The following is a 16,332-nucleotide window of genomic DNA, read 5'->3' as shown; positions in this document are numbered from 1 at the left end:
CCGCCGCGGCACAACCTTCGGCGGCGGCGGAGGAGTCCAACAGAGCATGAGCAGCAGCAACGGCAAGGCCGCCAAGCCCCAGCGCACCGGTCCGCGCAGGCTGATCCCGACCTGGCGCACGTTCGTCGGCTCGTTCCTGCTGCTGGTACTGGCGCTGGCCGGCGCCTTCATCGCCGGCTACATGCTGGTGGACATCCCCAGGGCCAACGCCGGCGCCGTCGCCCAGTCCAACGTCTACCTGTACTCCGACGGCTCCCAACTGGCCCGCGACGGCCAGGTCAACCGCGAGAACGTCACGCTCGCCCAGATCGCCAAGTCGGCCCAGCGCGCCACCCTCGCCGCCGAGGACCGCCGGTTCTACCACGAGTCCGCGGTCAGCCCGAAGGCCATGGTCCGCGCCGCCTGGAACAGCGCCACCGGCAAGGGCAAGCAGTCCGGCTCCACGATCACCCAGCAGTACGTCAAGAACTACTACCTGACCCAGCAGCAGACCGCGATCCGCAAGGTCAAGGAGTTCTTCATCGCGATCAAACTCGACCGCGAGAAGTCCAAGGACGAGATCCTGGAGGGGTACCTCAACACCAGCTACTACGGCCGCAACGCCTACGGCATCCAGGCCGCCTCCCAGGCCTACTTCGGCAAGGACGCCGACCGGCTGGACGTCGCCCAGGGCGCCTACCTGGCCACCCTCCTCAACGCCCCCAGCGAGTACGACGTCGTCGCCCACCCCGAGAACAAGGCCAAGGCCGTCGCCCGCTGGAACTACGTCCTGGACGGCATGGTCAAGGAGGACTGGCTCGGCCGGAGCGACCGCCGGGCCCTGAAGTTCCCCACCCCCGGCAAGATCCGGTCCTCCACCAGCTTGTCCGGTCAGCGCGGCTACCTCGTCGAGGCCGTCAAGGACTACCTCAAGGACAACCGGATCATCGACGAGGACACCCTGCGCACCGGCGGCTACCGCATCACCACCACCATCGACCGCAAGAAGGAGGAGGCCTTCGTCGCCGCGGCGGAGAACCAGCTCCTGGACCGGCTCGACCCCAAGGCCCACAAGACCGACAAGTACGTCCGGGCCGGCGGCGCCTCCATCGACCCCGGAACCGGCAACCTCGTCGCGATGTACGGCGGCATCGACTTCACCAAGCAGTTCGTCAACAACGCGACGCGACGTGACTACCAGGTCGGCTCCACCTTCAAGCCGATCATCTTCGCCTCCGCCGTCCAGAACCGCTCCCGCACCCAGGGCGGCGCCCTGATCACCCCGTACACCGTCTACAACGGCACCAACAAGCGCCAGGTCATCGGCCCCGACGGCCCCACCGGCTACGCCCCGGCCAACGAGGACAACGTCTCGTACGGGCCCGTCACCGTCACCCGTGCGATGGACAAGTCCGTCAACGCCGTCTTCGCCCAGATGGCCCAGGACGTCGGACCCGCCAAGGTGAAGGCCACCGCCGTGGCGCTCGGACTGCCGGCCGACACGCCCTCGCTGACCACCAACCCGTCGATGGCCCTGGGCACCGCCACCGCCAGCCCGCTCGACATGGCCTCCGCCTACGCCACCCTGGCCAACCACGGCAAGTACATCCCGTACACGCTGGTGACCAAGGTCAGCAAGGACGGCTCGGACGTCACCCTCCCCGAGCGGAAGGCCGAGCAGGCCGTGCCGCGCGCCGCCGCCGACACCACCACCTCGATCCTGCGCTCGGTGGTCAACGGAGGCACCGCCACCGCCGCCCAGGCCGCCAACCGCCCCGCCGCGGGCAAGACCGGCACGATGGAGGAGGACAAGGCGGCCTGGTTCGCCGGCTACACACCCGACCTGGCCACCGTGGTCGCCGTGATGGGCCAGGACTCCAGGACCGGCGGGCAGGAACCGCTCTACGGCGCGACCGGCCTGGCCCGGGTCAACGGCGGCGGCTACCCCACGCAGATCTGGGCGGCCTACACCGCGGACGCCCTCCGGGGCACCCCCGTACGGAACTTCGACCTCACCCTGGAGAAGGGCGCCACCGCCCCCGCCACCTCGGTCCCGCCGGTCACCCGCACCCCCGCCACCACAACCCCGGCCACCAGCGCCCCGCCCACCACCACCGCCCCCACCACGGCGGCACCACCCACCTCGGCGGCGCCACCCAGCACCGTGGCACCGAGCGACGGCACGACCGGCGGTGACACCGGCACCGGCGGCGAGACCACCGGAGGCATCGGGGACCTGGGCGGAGCCACCCAGGGCATCGACGGCTTCGAGTAGCGCGTAGCGGAAGGGGTTCCGGGCGCGCCGCGGCAGTGCGGTCGCGCCCGGAACCCCGAAGCGGTACGGATGCAGGAGCCGCCGGCCGGCACCACAGGCCGGGCCTGCAGGCCGGACCCGCTGATCGGGCCTGCAGATCCGGGCCTGCAGATCCGGGCCTACAGATACAGCCCGGTGGAGTCCTTGGCCCCCTGGAGCCGCTCGGCCGCCACCGCGTGCAGGTCGCGCTCGCGCATCAGCACGTACGCCGTGCCCCGCACCTCGACCTCGGCCCGGTCCTCCGGGTCGAACAGCACCCGGTCCCCGACCTCGACCGTCCGGACGTTCTGCCCTACGGCGACCACCTCCGCCCAGGCCAGCCGCTTCCCGACGGCCGCCGTGGCCGGGATCAGGATGCCGCCGCCCGAGCGGCGCTCGCCCTCGGGCGAGTCACTGCGCACGAGCACGCGGTCGTGCAGCATCCGGATCGGGAGCTTGTCATGGGTGGAGGGCAATGTCGCCGTATCGGTCTTGTTCGAACTCACAGCTACGACGTTACCGGCGCCGCCTGCGGTACGAGAGCCCGCCCACCGTCACCGCCACCACCAGTACGCCGATCGCCACCGGCAGTATCCGCTCCATCCGCGGGCTGCCGTCCTCCGACGTGAAGTGCCCGCGCGCCTGCGTCACCGCCCGGTTCACCGCCACATAGGCCCGCCCGGCGGTGCGGTCCACCGCGGCCGCCGCCTTCGCCTTCGTGTCCGCCGCGATGGTCCTGGGGTGCACGCGCACCGCGATCTCGTCCAGGGCCGCGGCGAGATCCTGCCGCCTGCGGACAATATCCGCCTCGATCTGCGCAGGGGTCCTCGACTCCGCCGCCTCCGACACCGCACTGCCTCCATCATCTAGCCGGGTACCGTGACCGACAGTCTGTCAGTCCGCACGTCCCGACGCCCGTCGGCACCCCGCTTACGAGGAGCTGCTACCCATGGCCGACCGCCTCACTCCCGGCGACCCCGCCCCGGACTTCACCCTCCCCGACGCCGACGGCGCACCGGTCTCCCTCTCCGGCCACAAGGGCCGCAAGGTCATCGTCTACTTCTACCCGGCCGCGCTGACCCCCGGCTGCACCAAGCAGGCCTGCGACTTCACCGACAACCTGGAGCTGCTCGCCGGCGCCGGCTACGACGTCATCGGCGTCTCGCCCGACAAGCCCGAGAAGCTGGCCAGGTTCCGCGACAAGGAGTCGCTGAAGGTGACGCTCGTCGGCGACCCGGAGAAGTCCGTCCTGGAGGCGTACGGCGCCTTCGGCGAGAAGAAGCTCTACGGCAAGACGGTCGTGGGCGTCATCCGGTCGACGGTCGTCGTCGACGAGGAGGGCAACGTCGAGCACGCCTGGTACAACGTCAAGGCCACCGGGCATGTCGCCAAGATCATCAAGGACCTGCGGATCTGAGAACCCCCTTCACCGCGAGAGGTCCCGCACCCCGCCGGTGCGGGACCTCTCCCGTCCTCCCTCCGCCGGATCCCGGACGTGCCCTTCCGGCCGTCGGTTCGTTGACACGTACGAGGCTGCTACGCACAGCCGATTCCGGAGGGGGAACGCATGGCCGCCAGCCCGTACACCCGGGAACGTCTCAGCGACGCTGCGGCCTCGTCGCGCAGCCTGACCGAGGCCCTGTGCAAGCTCGACATCGATCCGAGGAGTTCGACGCGCGGATACATCCGCGAGCGCATGAGGCGACTGGGAGTCGACACGTCCCATTTCGAGCGCGAGGGCGGCCGCTGGACCAGGGAGATACTCGCCGAGGCCGTCGCTGCCTGTACGACGATGAACGATGTCCTGCGCCACCTGGGCGTCGAGGTTGTCGGAGGTCAGCACACCCACATCAGCCGTCGCATACGAGTCTTCGGTATCGACACATCGCACTTCGGGACGAGGGCGCGTCCGGGCCGTCGCACCGTCGCCCAGGAGTTGCTGGCGGTTCAGGATCCCGCCGGGGCCCGGCGTGTCCAGGGTGACCGGCTGAAGCGGGCCATGCGTGAATCCGGCGTCGAGGACCGCTGCGCCCTGTGCGGGACCGGACCGGTGTGGAGGGACCGCCCCCTGTGTCTTGAGGTGGATCATGTCAACGGAAACTGGCGCGACAACCGTCTCGAGAACCTCCGGCTGCTGTGTCCGAACTGCCATTCGACGACGGACACCTGTCGACGCCGCCGGGCTTCGCGCGCGGACACGCCGTGACGAATTCCGGCGCCCCGTACACCCGTGAACTCCTTGAGGAAGCGGCTTCCCGGTCTTCGACCATGCGGGAGGTCCTGGCATATCTGGGCCGGACGCCCTACGAGAACCAGGAACGGTATCTCAGGAAGCGGTTGGCCCACTTCGGGATCGACATCTCCCACATCGCCGGACCTCGCCCGTACGGGGTCGCGCGCCCCGCTCCCGATGCGTTGCGGGAGGTCGTCGCCGCGTCGGTCTCCGTCGCCGGCGCGCTGCGGGAACTGGGGCGGGCCGACAACGCGCGGAACCGCGCCCTCCTCCACCAGTGGCTGGCGGAGGACGGTACCGGTACGTCGCACTTTCTGGGGCGGGCGCACGGGCGTGGGAGACCCGGCCCCGCGCGGCCGCGTCCGCCGGGGGAGGTGCTTGTCAGGAACGACGGACGGAATCGGACCAGATCAGTGGTGCTGCGCCGCGCCCTGTCGCAGGTCGGAGTACCGGAACGGTGTGCCGAGTGCGGCACCGGACCCCGGTGGCTCGGCAAACCGATGACGCTGGAGGTCGACCACGTCAACGGCGACTGGTCGGACAACCGGCCGGAGAACCTGCGGCTGCTGTGTCCGAACTGCCACGCGGTCACCGACACCTGGTGCCGGGGCGGGCGGAGCGGGAGGAGCGTCGCGACGTGGGTAAACCGGAATGCCGGTGCGGCTGCCAGGCCGGTACCATAGCTGGCGGCCTGCGGCGGTGGTGCAATGGCGACACAGCAGACTTAGGATCTGTGGCCCTTGAACGGGCTTGAGGGTTCGAATCCCTTCCGCCGCACAACGACGAAGGGCCGCCCGGGAGTTACGGGCGGCCCTTCAGCTCAAGGTCATCCCACCAGTTCGCGTACCACCGGTACCAGGGCCCGGAAGGCCTGGCCGCGGTGGCTGATGGCGTTCTTCTCGGCGGCGGTGAGCTGGGCGCAGGTCCGGGTCTCGCCGAGGGGCTGGAGGACCGGGTCGTAGCCGAAGCCGCCGTCGCCGGCGGGGGAGTGGCGCAGGGTGCCCGGGAGGCGGCCTTCCACGACTCGCTCCGTGCCGTCCGGCAACGCCAGCGCGGCGGCGCACGCGAAGTGCGCGCCCCGGTGGGCGGCGTCGATGTCGGCCAGCTGGGCCAGCAGCAGTTCCAGGTTGGCGCGGTCGTCGCCGTGGGTGCCGGACCAGCGGGCGGAGAAGATGCCGGGGGCTCCGCCCAGGACGTCCACGCACAGGCCCGAGTCGTCGGCGATGGCGGGGTGGCCGGTGGCCCGGGCGAGGGCGTGTGCCTTGAGCAGGGCGTTCTCGGCGAACGTCACCCCGGTTTCCTTCACGTCCGGGATGTCGGGGTAGGCGTCGGCTCCGACGAGCTCGTGCGTCAGTCCCGCGTCGGCGAGGATGGCGTGCAGCTCGGTGATCTTTCCCGCGTTGCGGGTGGCGAGGATGAGGCGGGTCATGGCGCCGATTATCCCGTCGTGCAGACCTTGGACAGTTCGCCGGCCGCGTCGAGGACGGGGGAGACATCGGGGACGTCGCCCTTGTCGGCGGCGGCCCGGGCGTTGTCGACGGCCTTGGTGAGGTCCTTGACCGCCTTGCTGACGTCGGCGTCGCCGGTGTCGGTGTCGACGGCCTTGAGGTCGCTGGAGATCTGGTCCAGGGCGTTCACCGCGGCCTGCGGATTGTCCCCGGCGCCGCTCACGGCGTCCTGGAGGTTCTGGACGTCGGAGGCGACGGTGGCGGCGGTCTGGGCGCAGTCGAGGGCCTTGTCGACGGCCGCGCAGCCGGCGAGGGCTGTGGCGGCGACGACCGGGAGGGCGACGGCGAGGGCGAGGCGGCGGGCGCGTGAGTGCATACCTGTGTATACGCGCCGCGCCGCCCCAAGGTTGCGTAAAAACTCAGACCTTGAGGACGTCCTCCAGCACCAGCCGCTGCGCGGTGTCGAGTTCGGCGCAGCCGGCGACCGCGAGGTCGAGCAGCGCGTTGAGTTCCTTGCGGTCGAACGGGGCGCCCTCGGCGGTGCCCTGGACCTCGACGAAGCGGCCGTCGCCGGTGCAGACGACGTTCATGTCGGTCTCGGCGCGGACGTCCTCCTCGTAGGCGAGGTCGAGCAGCGGGACGCCGTCGACGATGCCGACCGAGACGGCGCTGACGGTGCCGGTGATGGGGCGGGCCTTGAGGCGCACGAGGTGGTTGCGCTGCATCCAGGCGACCGCGTCGACGAGGGCGACGTAGGCGCCGGTGATGGCGGCGGTGCGGGTGCCGCCGTCGGCCTGGAGGACGTCGCAGTCCAGGACGACGGTGTTCTCGCCGAGCTGCTTGTAGTCGATGACGGCGCGCAGCGAGCGGCCGATGAGGCGGGAGATCTCATGGGTCCGGCCGCCGATCTTGCCGCGTACGGACTCGCGGTCGCCGCGGGTGTTGGTGGCGCGCGGCAGCATGGAGTACTCGGCGGTGACCCAGCCCTCGCCGCTGCCCTTGCGCCAGCGGGGCACGCCCTGGGTGGCGCTGGCGGTGCACAGGACGCGCGTGTCGCCGAAGGAGACGAGGACGGAGCCTTCGGCGTGCTTGCTCCAGGCCCGCTCGATGGTGACTGGGCGGAGCTGGTCGGGGGTTCGGCCGTCGATACGAGACATGGCACGGAGCCTATCGGCTGGCCCGGTGGCCGAGGGCGGCCCGTACGCGGGCGACGGCGCCGGAGGTGGTGGAGGCGTGGGCCGACAGCCGGACCGAGTCGGCGCGTACCGAGGGGGTGACGCCCTCCGCGTGCAGGGCCTTGGCGGTGGTGGCCGGGTCGGTGCCGGGGATGTGGAAGGAGACGATGCCGGCGCGTTCGTGCGGGGCCCGCGGTGACAGGATCTCGCCGCCGGACTCCTCTACGGTGTCGAGGAGTTCACCGACGCGGTCGTGGACATGGGCGGCGATGGCGGGGACGGTGACCCGTTCGACGAGTTCGAGGGCGGCGGCCAGGGCGGCGGCGGTGACCGGGCTGAGGTTGGTGATGCTCCAGCGCAGCGCGTCCTGGGCGGCCGGGTGTTCGGCGTCGTCGAAGACCGCGACGTCCTGGATGCCGGTCCAGCCGGTGAGGGTGGGTTCCAGCCGTTCCAGGGCCCGGTCCGACAGTGCGGCGAAGCCGGTGCCCCAGCTGGCGCGCAGCCACTTCTGGCCGCCCGTGACGACCACGTCGGCCGCGTCCCAGGGCAGTTCGGCGACGCCGAAGGCCTGCATGGCGTCGACGATCAGCAGCCGGTCGGGACCGATGACCTCGCGCAGGGCGGCGAGGTCGGCGCGGTAGCCGGTGCGGAAGTCCACGGCGCTCAGGGACACCGCCACCACGTCGTCGGTGAGTGCGGCCCGTACGGCGTCCGGGGTGGGGCGGGAGCCGAGCCAGCGCGGTTCGGCGCGGCCCAGGGCGGCCGTGCGGCGCCAGGGGTAGTGGTTGGCGGGGAAGTCGGCGGCGGGCACGAGGACGGCACCGGAGGCGATGCCGAAGGCGGCGTGGAACAGTCCGGTGGAGGCGTTCGGCAGCAGCGCGACATGGCCGGGGTCCGTGCCGGCCAGCCGGGCCGCGGCGGCGCGGGCCCGCGGCTCGGCCAGCATGAGGTCGTTGACGGTGGTGTGGCCGGCGTGGGCCGAGGCGGTGAGCGCGGCGGCGGTGGCGTCGAGCACGTCGTGTGAGGGCGGTCCGTAGCGGGCGAAGTCCAGATAGCCCTCGGGTTCGCCGAAGTGCCCGGCGTATCCCGGCAGGCCGGACGGGGCGGCCGTCATGCCGAACTCACCGTGCTGGGGCGGAGCATGCTCAGCGGGAGCGCTTCGGCCATGGCCAGGTATCCGGCGTCGCTGGGGTGCAGGTGGTCGCCGGAGTCGTACGCGGGCAGCAGCCGGTACTGCTGCGCCGGGTCGCGCAGGGCGCGGTCGAGGTCGACGACGGCGTCGTAGACCTCTCCGGCCCGGATCTGCGCGTTGACCTGCCGGCGTACGGACTCGGCGAGTTCGCTGTAGCCGGGGTGGCCCTTCATGGGTGTCAGGGTGGAGCCGACGACCCGCAGTCCGCGTGCGTGGGCGCGGCTGACGATCAGGCGCAGGCCGTCGGTGATCTGGTCGGGGTCGATCCGGCCGTGCGTGCGCAGGATGTCGTTGATGCCGAGCTCGACGACGACGGTCACGGCGCCCGTCCTGGCCAGGACGTCCCGGTCCAGGCGGTTGAGGGCGCTGGGGTTGAGCCCGTCGGCGGCGTCGCGCAGGACGCGGTTGCCGCTGATGCCCTCGTTGAGGACGCCCATCCGGATCCGGCCCCCGGAGGCGGCCTGGAGGCGGGCGGCGAGCCGGTCGGGCCAGCGGTGGTCGGCGCCGATGGTGGAGGTGACGCCGTCGGTGATGGAGTCGCCGAGGGCCACCACGGCGCCGTCGGCCCCGGTGGTGAAGACGTCCACGGCGGTGACGTACCGCCAGTACGGGCTCTGCCCGGTGAAGGACGCCCCGCTGGTCTGGTTGGTGTGCTCGCCGGTCGCGGTGTACGAGATCTCGCGGGCGTGCGGGTGGTACGTCACCGGGCCCGACGCGGTCGGGGAGTACGTCGTCACCAGCAGGTCCGTGGTGGCGGGCACCCGCAGCTGCGCGGAGTCGCTGACCACGCTGCCGCCGGCCGGGATCGTCACCGTGTCGCTGCCGCCGAAGGTCAGCACCCGCATCGTCCCCGCCAGGGCGGCGGGGCCGCCGCTGCCGGCCGCCACGGCGATCGTGGCCCGGCCGATCACCAGGGGCGCCGTGCCGAAGGCGTTCGACAGCCGGATCCGGGTGGAGGTGCCCCCGATGCTGCTGTGCACCACGTTCCGGATCGACATGCCCGGGTACCCGTTGTCCGTGCCGGGTTCACCCCCGGCCGGTGCCGTCGCCCAGGTCCCCACCCAGCTCCCGGCGGCGGCCGGCGCCGCCGGAGCGGACGGCCGCCCGACGGGGGTGTCGACGTGTGCCGCCACGTCGCTTCGGCCCGCACCGCTGAGGATGACGGTCGACACGATGGCGACCAGCGCGGTGAGGGCGGCGAGCAGGGCATAACCGATGGATCTGGTCACGCGGTGCTGTCTCCTGGTCTCAGGGTGAGGACGTCTGTTCTTTCGGACGCCGGGAACTCGATGTTCGTTCCATGAATGTAAGCGGTGTGGCGTGGACAATACGCGGAAGGCCCCCGTGGCCCGGACGAAAGCGGTGAAAATGACCGGACCGGAAGTGACGGCGGCCGCGGGCTCCGGCTCGGGCTCGGACTCGGGCTCGGACTCGGGCTCGGACTCGGGTGGTGCGGCGGCCCGGTGGCGGATGCCGGCGTGGGCCGGGGCGGAGGCGGGACGGCGATGAGCGGGTCGGAGACGGCGTCTGCGGGCTCGGGTGAGGGCTCGGGCGCGGGTGGGTTTTCGTACAGCGCTTCGGACGAGGCGAAGCGGCGCGGCGTCCTGCGCATGAAGGCGCTGGCGACGGGGCTGCTGCTGGCGGCGACGCTGGTCTACGGGCTCGCCAAGTGGGCGGACTCGGCGGGGGCGGGGGCCTGGGCCGGGTATGTGGCGGCGGCGGCCGAGGCGGGCATGGTGGGCGCCATGGCGGACTGGTTCGCGGTGACCGCGCTGTTCCGGCGGCCGCTGGGGCTGCCGATCCCGCACACGGCGATCATCCCGACGAAGAAGGACGCGCTGGGCAGGTCGCTGGGTGACTTCGTCGGCGAGAACTTCCTGTCCGAGCACGTGGTACGCACCCGGCTGCGGGCCGTCGGGATCGGGGCGCGGCTGGGGCGGTGGCTGGAGCAGCCGGAGCACGCGGACCGGGTGACCGAGCAGGCCGCCGCGGCGCTGCGCGGGGCGCTGACCGTGCTGCGGGACTCCGATGTGCAGGCGGTGGTCGGTGAGGCCATCACCCGGCGGGCGGAGGCGCAGGAGGTCGGGCCGGGGATAGGCAAGATGCTGGAGCGGGTGGTCGCGGACGGCGGTCACCGGCGGGTGGTGGACCTGGTGTGCGTGCGGGCGCACGACTGGCTGGTCGAGCACGGCGACTCGGTGATGGACGCGGTGCAGGGCGGAGCCCCCGGCTGGACGCCGCGTTTCGTGGACCGCAAGGTCGGCGAGCGGGTCTACAAGGAACTGGTGCGCTTCACCGCCGAGATGCGGGACATGCCGCGGCACCCGGCGCGCGGTGCCGTCGACCGCTTTCTGCGGGACTTCGCCACCGAGCTGCAGTCCGACCAGGACACCCGGGCCCGGGTCGAGCGGCTCAAGAAGGACCTGCTGGCCAGGGGTGAGGTTCAGGACCTCATCGAGTCCGCCTGGGGTGCCGTGCGGGCCATGGTCGTCGCCGCGGCCGGCGACGACCGCAGTGAACTGCGGCTGCGGGCGCGGGCGTCGCTGCTGTCGCTGGGGGCGCGGATGGCGCAGGACCCGGCGCTGACCGCCAAGGTCGACGGCTGGCTGGAGGACGCGGCCACGTATGTCGTGACGACCTACCGGGGTGAGATCACCTCCCTGATCACCGACACCGTCGCCGGCTGGGACGCCGATCAGACCACCCGGAAGATCGAGGCCAACATCGGGCGTGACCTGCAGTTCATCCGGATCAACGGCACGGTCGTCGGGTCGCTGGCCGGGCTGGTGATCTACTCCGTGTCCAGGTTCTTCGCGGGATAGTAATCTGACGGAGCGTCATTTAGGGTGCTTCGCGTGAGGTGGCCCGGACGGGTGCTGTGGGGGTTCGGCGAGGCGGCGGTGACCTTCGGGGCCGTCGTCCTGCTGCTGGTCGTCCACCAGCTGTGGTGGACCAATCTGGTGGCCCACGCCGACGCCGGCCGGCAGGTGCGGCGGCTGGAACGGGACTGGGCGGCCGGTACGGGCTGGGCGGCACCCTCGGCCACGGCGGACTCCGGCGCGTCCACCGGCGAGACATCCGACCATTCCGGGGCCTCCGGTCGATCCGCGGCCTCGCCCTCCGCTCCCCGGGCGTACGCCGTCCTGCGCATCCCCCGTATCGGCGTCACCGTCCCCGTCGCCGAGGGCACCGGCAAGGCCGAGGTCCTCAACCACGGCTACGTCGGTCACTACCCCCGCACCGCCGAGCCCGGCCAGGCCGGCAACTTCGCGGTCGCCGGGCACCGCAACACCCACGGCGAGCCGTTCCGCCACCTCGACCGGCTGCGGGCCGGCGACCCGGTGGTCGTCGAGACCGCCACCGCCCGCTACACCTACGTCGTCCTGCGCACTCTCCGGCAGACCTCCCCGCACGACGGCACCGTGGTCGCCCCCGTCCCGTACAGCGCCGTCCACCGTTCGGCGCGGCTGAAGGGGCGGGGCCACTACCTCACCCTCACCACCTGCACCCCCGAGTTCACCTCCCGCTACCGGCTGGTGGTCTGGGGGCGGCTGACGGCGGCCGAGCCGCGCCGACGGGGATCGTGACCGTACCGTCCAGTCCGTGGGCAGGGGCTTGCGACGGCCGGAGCGGCACCGGAGGATCTGACCAGACCTCCGATGATCTTCCGCGTCGGACGGGACCGCGTCGGGCGAAGGAGTGTCCTGTGAAGCTGCTGCGAGTGGGAGCCGCCGGGGCGGAGCGCCCCGCGCTGCTGGACGGTGACGGGATCCTGCGTGACCTGTCGGCCCTGGTGACGGAGGTCGACGGGGCACTGCTGGCCGACGACGCCGCGCTCGCGCGGATCCGGGTGGCCGGGGCCGCCGGCACGCTGCCCGCGCTGGAGCCCGGACTGCGGGCCGGGCCGCCGCTGGGACGGATCGGCAAGATCGTCTGCATCGGGCTCAACTACCACGACCACGCCGCCGAGACCGGCAGCCCGGTGCCGGCCGAACCGATCCTGTTCATGAAGGCTCCCGACACGGTGGTCGGGCCCGAGGACACGGTGCTGGTGCCGCGCGGCAGCCGCAAGACCGACTGGGAGGTCGAGCTCGCCGTCGTCATCGGCCGCGAACTGCGTTACGCGGCCTCCGCCGACGAGGCGCTGGCCGCCGTCGCGGGCTACGCCGTCGCCCACGACGTCTCCGAGCGCGCCTTCCAGATCGAGCGCGGCGGCCAGTGGGACAAGGGCAAGAACTGCGAGACCTTCAACCCCCTCGGGCCCTGGCTCGTCACCGCCGACGAGGTGCCGGACCCGCAGGCGCTGGGCCTGCGGCTCTGGGTCAACGGCGAGCTGAAGCAGAACGGCAGCACCGCGGACCAGATCTTCCCGGTGGCCGAAGTCGTCCGGTACCTGAGTCAGTTCATGACCCTCTACCCCGGCGACGTCATCAACACCGGTACGCCGGCCGGGGTGGCTCTGGGCCGTCCCGAGCCCAAGCCGTATCTGCGGGCCGGGGACGTGGTGGAGCTGGAGATCGACGGGCTCGGCCGGCAGCGGCAGCTCCTGCGGGACGCGTAGCGCGGCTGGCCCCGGGCATCCGCCGGACCGTGCGGCCGCCGGGTCGTGGTCCGTCCTGGATCGCGGCACGGCCTACGCCGGATGCGTACCGGTGAGGGCGGCGTAGACCACGACATTGGCCGAGTAGCTCTTCCCGGTCCGGTCGAAGGTGCCGCCGCAGGTGATCAGGCGCAGCTCCGGGCGGCCGCCGGAGCCGTACACCCGCGCGGGGCGGAAGCCCGCCTTGGGTACCACCTGGACCGCCTCGACGGTGAACTCGGCGACGATGCCGTCGGACCGGGTCACCTCGACGAGCGCCCCCGGGGCGACCGTGCTCAGCGGGTAGAAGACGGCCGGTCTGGTCGCGGTGTCCACATGGCCGACGATCAGGGCGGCCCCCTCGGCCCCGGGGGCCGGCCCCGCCCCGTACCAGCCGGCCACGCCTGGCGTCGTGTACGGGGGCGGGTCGACCGCGCCGGCCCGGGTGAGGCCGCGTACGACGACCGGGGCGTGGACCCCGACCGAGGGGATGTCCACCCGCAACGGCCGAGCCGCTGACAGCGGCAGGTGCGGGGCGTAGACGGCGGCCGGGCGCCCCTCGTCCGCCGCTGCCGCCGAGCCCGCGCCCGCCGCGGCGACGGCGGGCGCGGCAGCGGGCGGGCCGGTCTCGTCCAGGTGCAGATAGCCCCGGCACCAGGCCGCGAGCAGCACCAGCGCGGCGGCGAAACCCGCGAGGCGCCGACCTCGGTCCACGGCGCTCAGTCCCGGCCGCGTCCGCGCCGGCGTCGGTGCACGGCCAGTCCCGCCAGCCCGGCCACGGCGACCACGCCGGCGGCCACGGAGACCGGTACCCCGGTCTCGTGCGGCTTCTGCCGCGCGGCGAGCAGCTTCGCCGCGCCGCCGCCGCCGGCCGGGACGGGCGCGATCGGCGTGGACGGCTGATCAGCCCACTGCTTGTCGCCGTGCCCGGTGTCGTTCCCCCACTGCTTCTCCTGACCGCCGGCGGCACCGGCAATGGCACCGCCGCCGGGAGCGCCGCCGCCGGGAGCGGCACCTCCGGGAGCGGCACCGCCACCGCCACCGCCCCACTGGCTTTCCTGGCTGCCGCCCGCGCCGCCCGTACCCCCGCCTCCGCCGCCGGCCCACTGCCTGCCGCCCGAGCGGGAGATGCCCAGCGTGCCCTGTGCGGCGCGCGGCAGTCCGTCGCAGTTGACGTAGACCGGGTACGAACCGACGGTGGCGGAGGAGCTGATGACCGCCTCCGCGAACAGCCCGCCGTCGGCGGCCGGGGCGAGCCTGACGGTGGAGACGAAGGCCTGCGAGCTGACCGTGCCGGCCACCGCCCGCCCGCAGGCCTCGGTACGGATGTCCACGTCACCGCCGGGCGTGGCGGAGGACGGGGTGAGCCGGACGCCCTGACCGCCCCCGGACCCGGCGCCGGATCCCGGGCCGGATCCCGGCCCGGGATAGGCGGCTATCGCCGGGCCGCAGATGGCGAACAGCGTGGCGGCCGCACCGGTGGCGGCGAACAACGGCAATCGGAGCGAACCCAAGGTGAACACGGCGGACAGACCTCCAGTCATCCGGGCTCGCGTCATCACCCGGTGATTCGAAGGTCCGTCCAGCGGCGCGCCGCCGCACGCCGTGATGCTCCGTACGAGTACACCCGTGCCGGTGGAGCGGTCAGATCTCGTCGACGAGGTCCGCGATCGAGTTGACGACCCGTGAGGGCCGGAAGGGGTACCGGTCGATGTCGGCCGGGGTGGTCAGCCCGGTCAGCACCAGCACCGTCTCCATACCGGCCTCCAGCCCCGCCAGGACGTCGGTGTCCATCCGGTCGCCGATCATGGCGCTGGTCTCGGAGTGCGCCTCGATACCGTTGAGCCCGGCCCGCATCATCAGCGGGTTGGGCTTGCCCACGAAGTACGGCTCCTTGCCGGTCGCCTTGGTGATCAGCGCCGCGACCGAACCGGTGGCGGGCAGCGCGCCCTCGGCCGAGGGGCCGGTCTCGTCCGGGTTGGTGGCGATGAAGCGGGCGCCCCCGTTGATGAGGCGGATGGCCTTGGTCAGCGCCTCGAAGCTGTACGTACGGGTCTCGCCGAGCACCACGTAGTCGGGCTCGGCATCGGTCAGGACGTAGCCGATGTCGTGCAGCGCGGTGGTCAGCCCGGCCTCGCCGATGACATACGCGGTGCCGCCGGGACGCTGGTCGTCCAGGAACTTGGCGGTGGCCAGGGCGGAGGTCCAGATGTTCTCGACCGGCACGTGCAGGCCCATCCGGGTGAGGCGGGCGTGCAGGTCACGGGGTGTGTAGATGGAGTTGTTGGTCAGGACCAGGAAGGGCTTCCCGGAATCCTTGAGCCGCTTGATGAAGGCGTCGGCGCCAGGGATCGGAATGCCTTCGTGGATCAGCACTCCGTCCATGTCGGTGAGCCACGATTCGATCGGCTTGCGTGTCGACATGGGTTCAGCCTAATCGCGGCGCCGGGCGGCCATCATCAGGGCTGTCCCCACGGCGACCAGCGCCGGCGCGGTGAGCCCGGCGAGCCGGGCGAGCCGGGCGAGCGCCGGACCGCGCCGGTCGCGGGAGGTCTCGTGGGCCGTCACGCCGGTCGCGGCGAGCTGTCGCGCGGGCGGCGGGGCCGGGAGACCCGACGGGGTGGCGGTTTCCGGTCCGGGCCGGGCGGGCCGGTCGGTGTGCGGCCTCGCGGCGGGACCGGCAGGACCGGCCGGACGGGCCGGACGGGCCGGACGGGCCGGACGGGCGGGACGGGCGGGACCGGCGGACCGGGCGGGCGGATCCGCGGGCCGGTCCGGACGCGGCCCGGCGGGCAGCTCGGCGTACGGCTTCGCCGGCGGCTTCCCGGGGGCCTTCGCCGCCGGCGCGATCGTGAACGCGTACGGTGCCGACTCGCCCACCCAGTCGCCGTCCTGGCCCCGGCGCTCCATGACGGTCGCCGACAACGCGACATGGCCGGGCGCCGTCCCCGGTACGAAGCCCAGCCGCAGGGGCACCTCCAGGCTCCGCCGGGCCGGGATCGTCGCCCCGGGCCCGGAGTCGCCGCCGACCACCCCGACGTTCTCGTCGTTGTCGGTCCGCTCCAGCCGCACCGGCCGCCAGGCGCCCGTCGCCGCCTCCCGGTACTCCAGCCGGATCCGGGCCGGGACCAGTGCCCGTTCCCGGTCCACCAGCACGATCACCGGATGCACGTCGTGGCGTGCGGTACGGCCGGTGTTCCGCAGTTCCACGGTGAAGGGGCGCGGCGCCGCCCCGGGCCGGTAGGTCGCGGCGCCCCCGGTCAGCCGGGCCCGGACCGGGAAGTCCTCCGCCGCCGCGGGCCGGGGCACGGCGGCGCCGAGCACCGCGGCTCCGCACAGCAGCATCATCCGGCATCTCATAGGACCGGAACCTTTCACGCCGCACGGCCGATCCGGCGCCGATCGGGCGGCGTGCCCCGGCCCGCCACCCGTC

At 72.8% G+C, this 16,332-nt stretch carries 18 protein-coding genes and 1 tRNA gene; 8 read left to right on the top strand and 11 right to left on the bottom strand.

The genetic code is table 11. From position 1 onward, the window contains the following. Positions 1-46: 46 nt before the first annotated feature. Positions 47-2,254, top strand: a complete 2,208-nt coding sequence (locus RWE79_RS14900; RefSeq protein WP_475940552.1) for a transglycosylase domain-containing protein — start codon at positions 47-49, stop codon at positions 2,252-2,254. Positions 2,255-2,412: 158 nt separating this feature from the next. On the opposite strand, the gene RWE79_RS14895 is transcribed toward RWE79_RS14900, so the two are convergent. Together RWE79_RS14895 and RWE79_RS14890 are read right to left on the bottom strand one after the other, a co-directional pair. After that, a complete protein-coding gene (locus RWE79_RS14895; RefSeq protein ID WP_475945820.1) occupies positions 2,413-2,715 on the bottom strand; it encodes a GroES family chaperonin in 303 nt (100 codons plus the stop codon). 73 nt (positions 2,716-2,788) lie between these two features. Continuing rightward, positions 2,789-3,121: a DUF3618 domain-containing protein gene (locus RWE79_RS14890; protein WP_475940551.1), complete on the bottom strand. Its 333-nt coding sequence runs from the start codon at positions 3,119-3,121 to the stop codon at positions 2,789-2,791. Between the two features lie 100 nt (positions 3,122-3,221). Between RWE79_RS14890 and bcp the strand changes: the two genes are divergently transcribed. The 4 genes from bcp (at position 3,222) to RWE79_RS14870 (ending at position 5,282) form a co-directional block, all read left to right on the top strand. Then, positions 3,222-3,689 carry a thioredoxin-dependent thiol peroxidase gene (gene bcp / locus RWE79_RS14885; RefSeq protein ID WP_475940550.1) on the top strand — a complete coding sequence of 156 codons (468 nt, stop codon included), beginning with the start codon at positions 3,222-3,224 and terminating at the stop codon, positions 3,687-3,689. 150 nt (positions 3,690-3,839) lie between these two features. Then, positions 3,840-4,478, top strand: a complete 639-nt coding sequence (locus RWE79_RS14880) for an HNH endonuclease signature motif containing protein (RefSeq protein ID WP_475940549.1) — start codon at positions 3,840-3,842, stop codon at positions 4,476-4,478. Further along, complete coding sequence (locus tag RWE79_RS14875) at positions 4,475-5,188, top strand: HNH endonuclease signature motif containing protein (protein WP_475940548.1); 714 nt, start codon at positions 4,475-4,477, stop codon at positions 5,186-5,188. Before RWE79_RS14880 ends, RWE79_RS14875 begins: the two co-directional genes overlap by 4 nt. A 10-nt stretch (positions 5,189-5,198) precedes the next feature. Beyond that, positions 5,199-5,282 (top strand) — tRNA-Leu (locus RWE79_RS14870). 49 nt (positions 5,283-5,331) lie between these two features. On the opposite strand, the gene rdgB is transcribed toward RWE79_RS14870, so the two are convergent. Genes rdgB through RWE79_RS14845 form a run of 5 tightly spaced genes read right to left on the bottom strand, consistent with a single transcriptional unit; the run spans position 5,332 to position 9,549 of the window. Beyond that, entirely contained in the window at positions 5,332-5,934 is a 603-nt protein-coding gene (gene rdgB / locus RWE79_RS14865; protein ID WP_475940547.1) for an RdgB/HAM1 family non-canonical purine NTP pyrophosphatase, read from the bottom strand. A gap of 8 nt (positions 5,935-5,942) precedes the next feature. Further along, positions 5,943-6,329, bottom strand: coding sequence for a hypothetical protein (locus RWE79_RS14860; RefSeq protein ID WP_475940546.1), 387 nt, complete (start codon positions 6,327-6,329; stop codon positions 5,943-5,945). 43 nt (positions 6,330-6,372) lie between these two features. Beyond that, entirely contained in the window at positions 6,373-7,110 is a 738-nt protein-coding gene (rph, locus tag RWE79_RS14855; protein ID WP_475940545.1) for a ribonuclease PH, read from the bottom strand. Positions 7,111-7,120: 10 nt separating this feature from the next. After that, on the bottom strand, positions 7,121-8,242 hold the full coding sequence (locus tag RWE79_RS14850) for an aminotransferase class V-fold PLP-dependent enzyme (RefSeq protein ID WP_475940544.1): 1,122 nt from the start codon (positions 8,240-8,242) through the stop codon (positions 7,121-7,123). Continuing rightward, positions 8,239-9,549: an SGNH/GDSL hydrolase family protein gene (locus RWE79_RS14845; RefSeq protein ID WP_475940543.1), complete on the bottom strand. Its 1,311-nt coding sequence runs from the start codon at positions 9,547-9,549 to the stop codon at positions 8,239-8,241. Before RWE79_RS14845 ends, RWE79_RS14850 begins: the two co-directional genes overlap by 4 nt. Positions 9,550-9,825: 276 nt before the next feature. Here RWE79_RS14845 and RWE79_RS14840 point away from each other — a divergent pair, with 276 nt between their 5' ends. The 3 genes from RWE79_RS14840 (at position 9,826) to RWE79_RS14830 (ending at position 12,881) form a co-directional block, all read left to right on the top strand. Continuing rightward, on the top strand, positions 9,826-11,142 hold the full coding sequence (locus RWE79_RS14840) for a DUF445 domain-containing protein (protein WP_475940542.1): 1,317 nt from the start codon (positions 9,826-9,828) through the stop codon (positions 11,140-11,142). A 33-nt stretch (positions 11,143-11,175) separates the two neighbouring features. Beyond that, entirely contained in the window at positions 11,176-11,907 is a 732-nt protein-coding gene (locus tag RWE79_RS14835) for a class E sortase (protein ID WP_475940541.1), read from the top strand. Between the two features lie 119 nt (positions 11,908-12,026). Then, the gene (locus RWE79_RS14830; protein ID WP_475940540.1) at positions 12,027-12,881 is read left to right on the top strand and encodes a fumarylacetoacetate hydrolase family protein; all 855 of its coding nucleotides are present in this window, start codon (positions 12,027-12,029) and stop codon (positions 12,879-12,881) included. A gap of 72 nt (positions 12,882-12,953) precedes the next feature. On the opposite strand, the gene RWE79_RS14825 is transcribed toward RWE79_RS14830, so the two are convergent. The 4 genes from RWE79_RS14825 to RWE79_RS14810 all read right to left on the bottom strand — a co-directional run bounded on the left by RWE79_RS14825 (position 12,954) and on the right by RWE79_RS14810 (position 16,259). Then, positions 12,954-13,622: a class F sortase gene (locus RWE79_RS14825; RefSeq protein WP_475945818.1), complete on the bottom strand. Its 669-nt coding sequence runs from the start codon at positions 13,620-13,622 to the stop codon at positions 12,954-12,956. Beyond that, entirely contained in the window at positions 13,619-14,422 is an 804-nt protein-coding gene (locus RWE79_RS14820; RefSeq protein ID WP_475940539.1) for a hypothetical protein, read from the bottom strand. The genes RWE79_RS14825 and RWE79_RS14820 overlap by 4 nt, the downstream gene beginning before the upstream one ends. 121 nt (positions 14,423-14,543) lie before the next feature. Next, the gene (locus RWE79_RS14815) at positions 14,544-15,323 is read right to left on the bottom strand and encodes an HAD-IIA family hydrolase (protein ID WP_475940538.1); all 780 of its coding nucleotides are present in this window, start codon (positions 15,321-15,323) and stop codon (positions 14,544-14,546) included. A gap of 9 nt (positions 15,324-15,332) precedes the next feature. Next, positions 15,333-16,259, bottom strand: a complete 927-nt coding sequence (locus RWE79_RS14810; protein ID WP_475940537.1) for a hypothetical protein — start codon at positions 16,257-16,259, stop codon at positions 15,333-15,335. Between the last annotated feature and the right edge of the window lie 73 nt (positions 16,260-16,332).

The sequence above is a fragment of the Streptomyces sp. RLA131 genome (assembly GCF_056270125.1).
The sequence above is the reverse complement of the archived record's forward strand: the minus strand, read 5'-3'. Positions and strand labels throughout refer to the sequence as shown.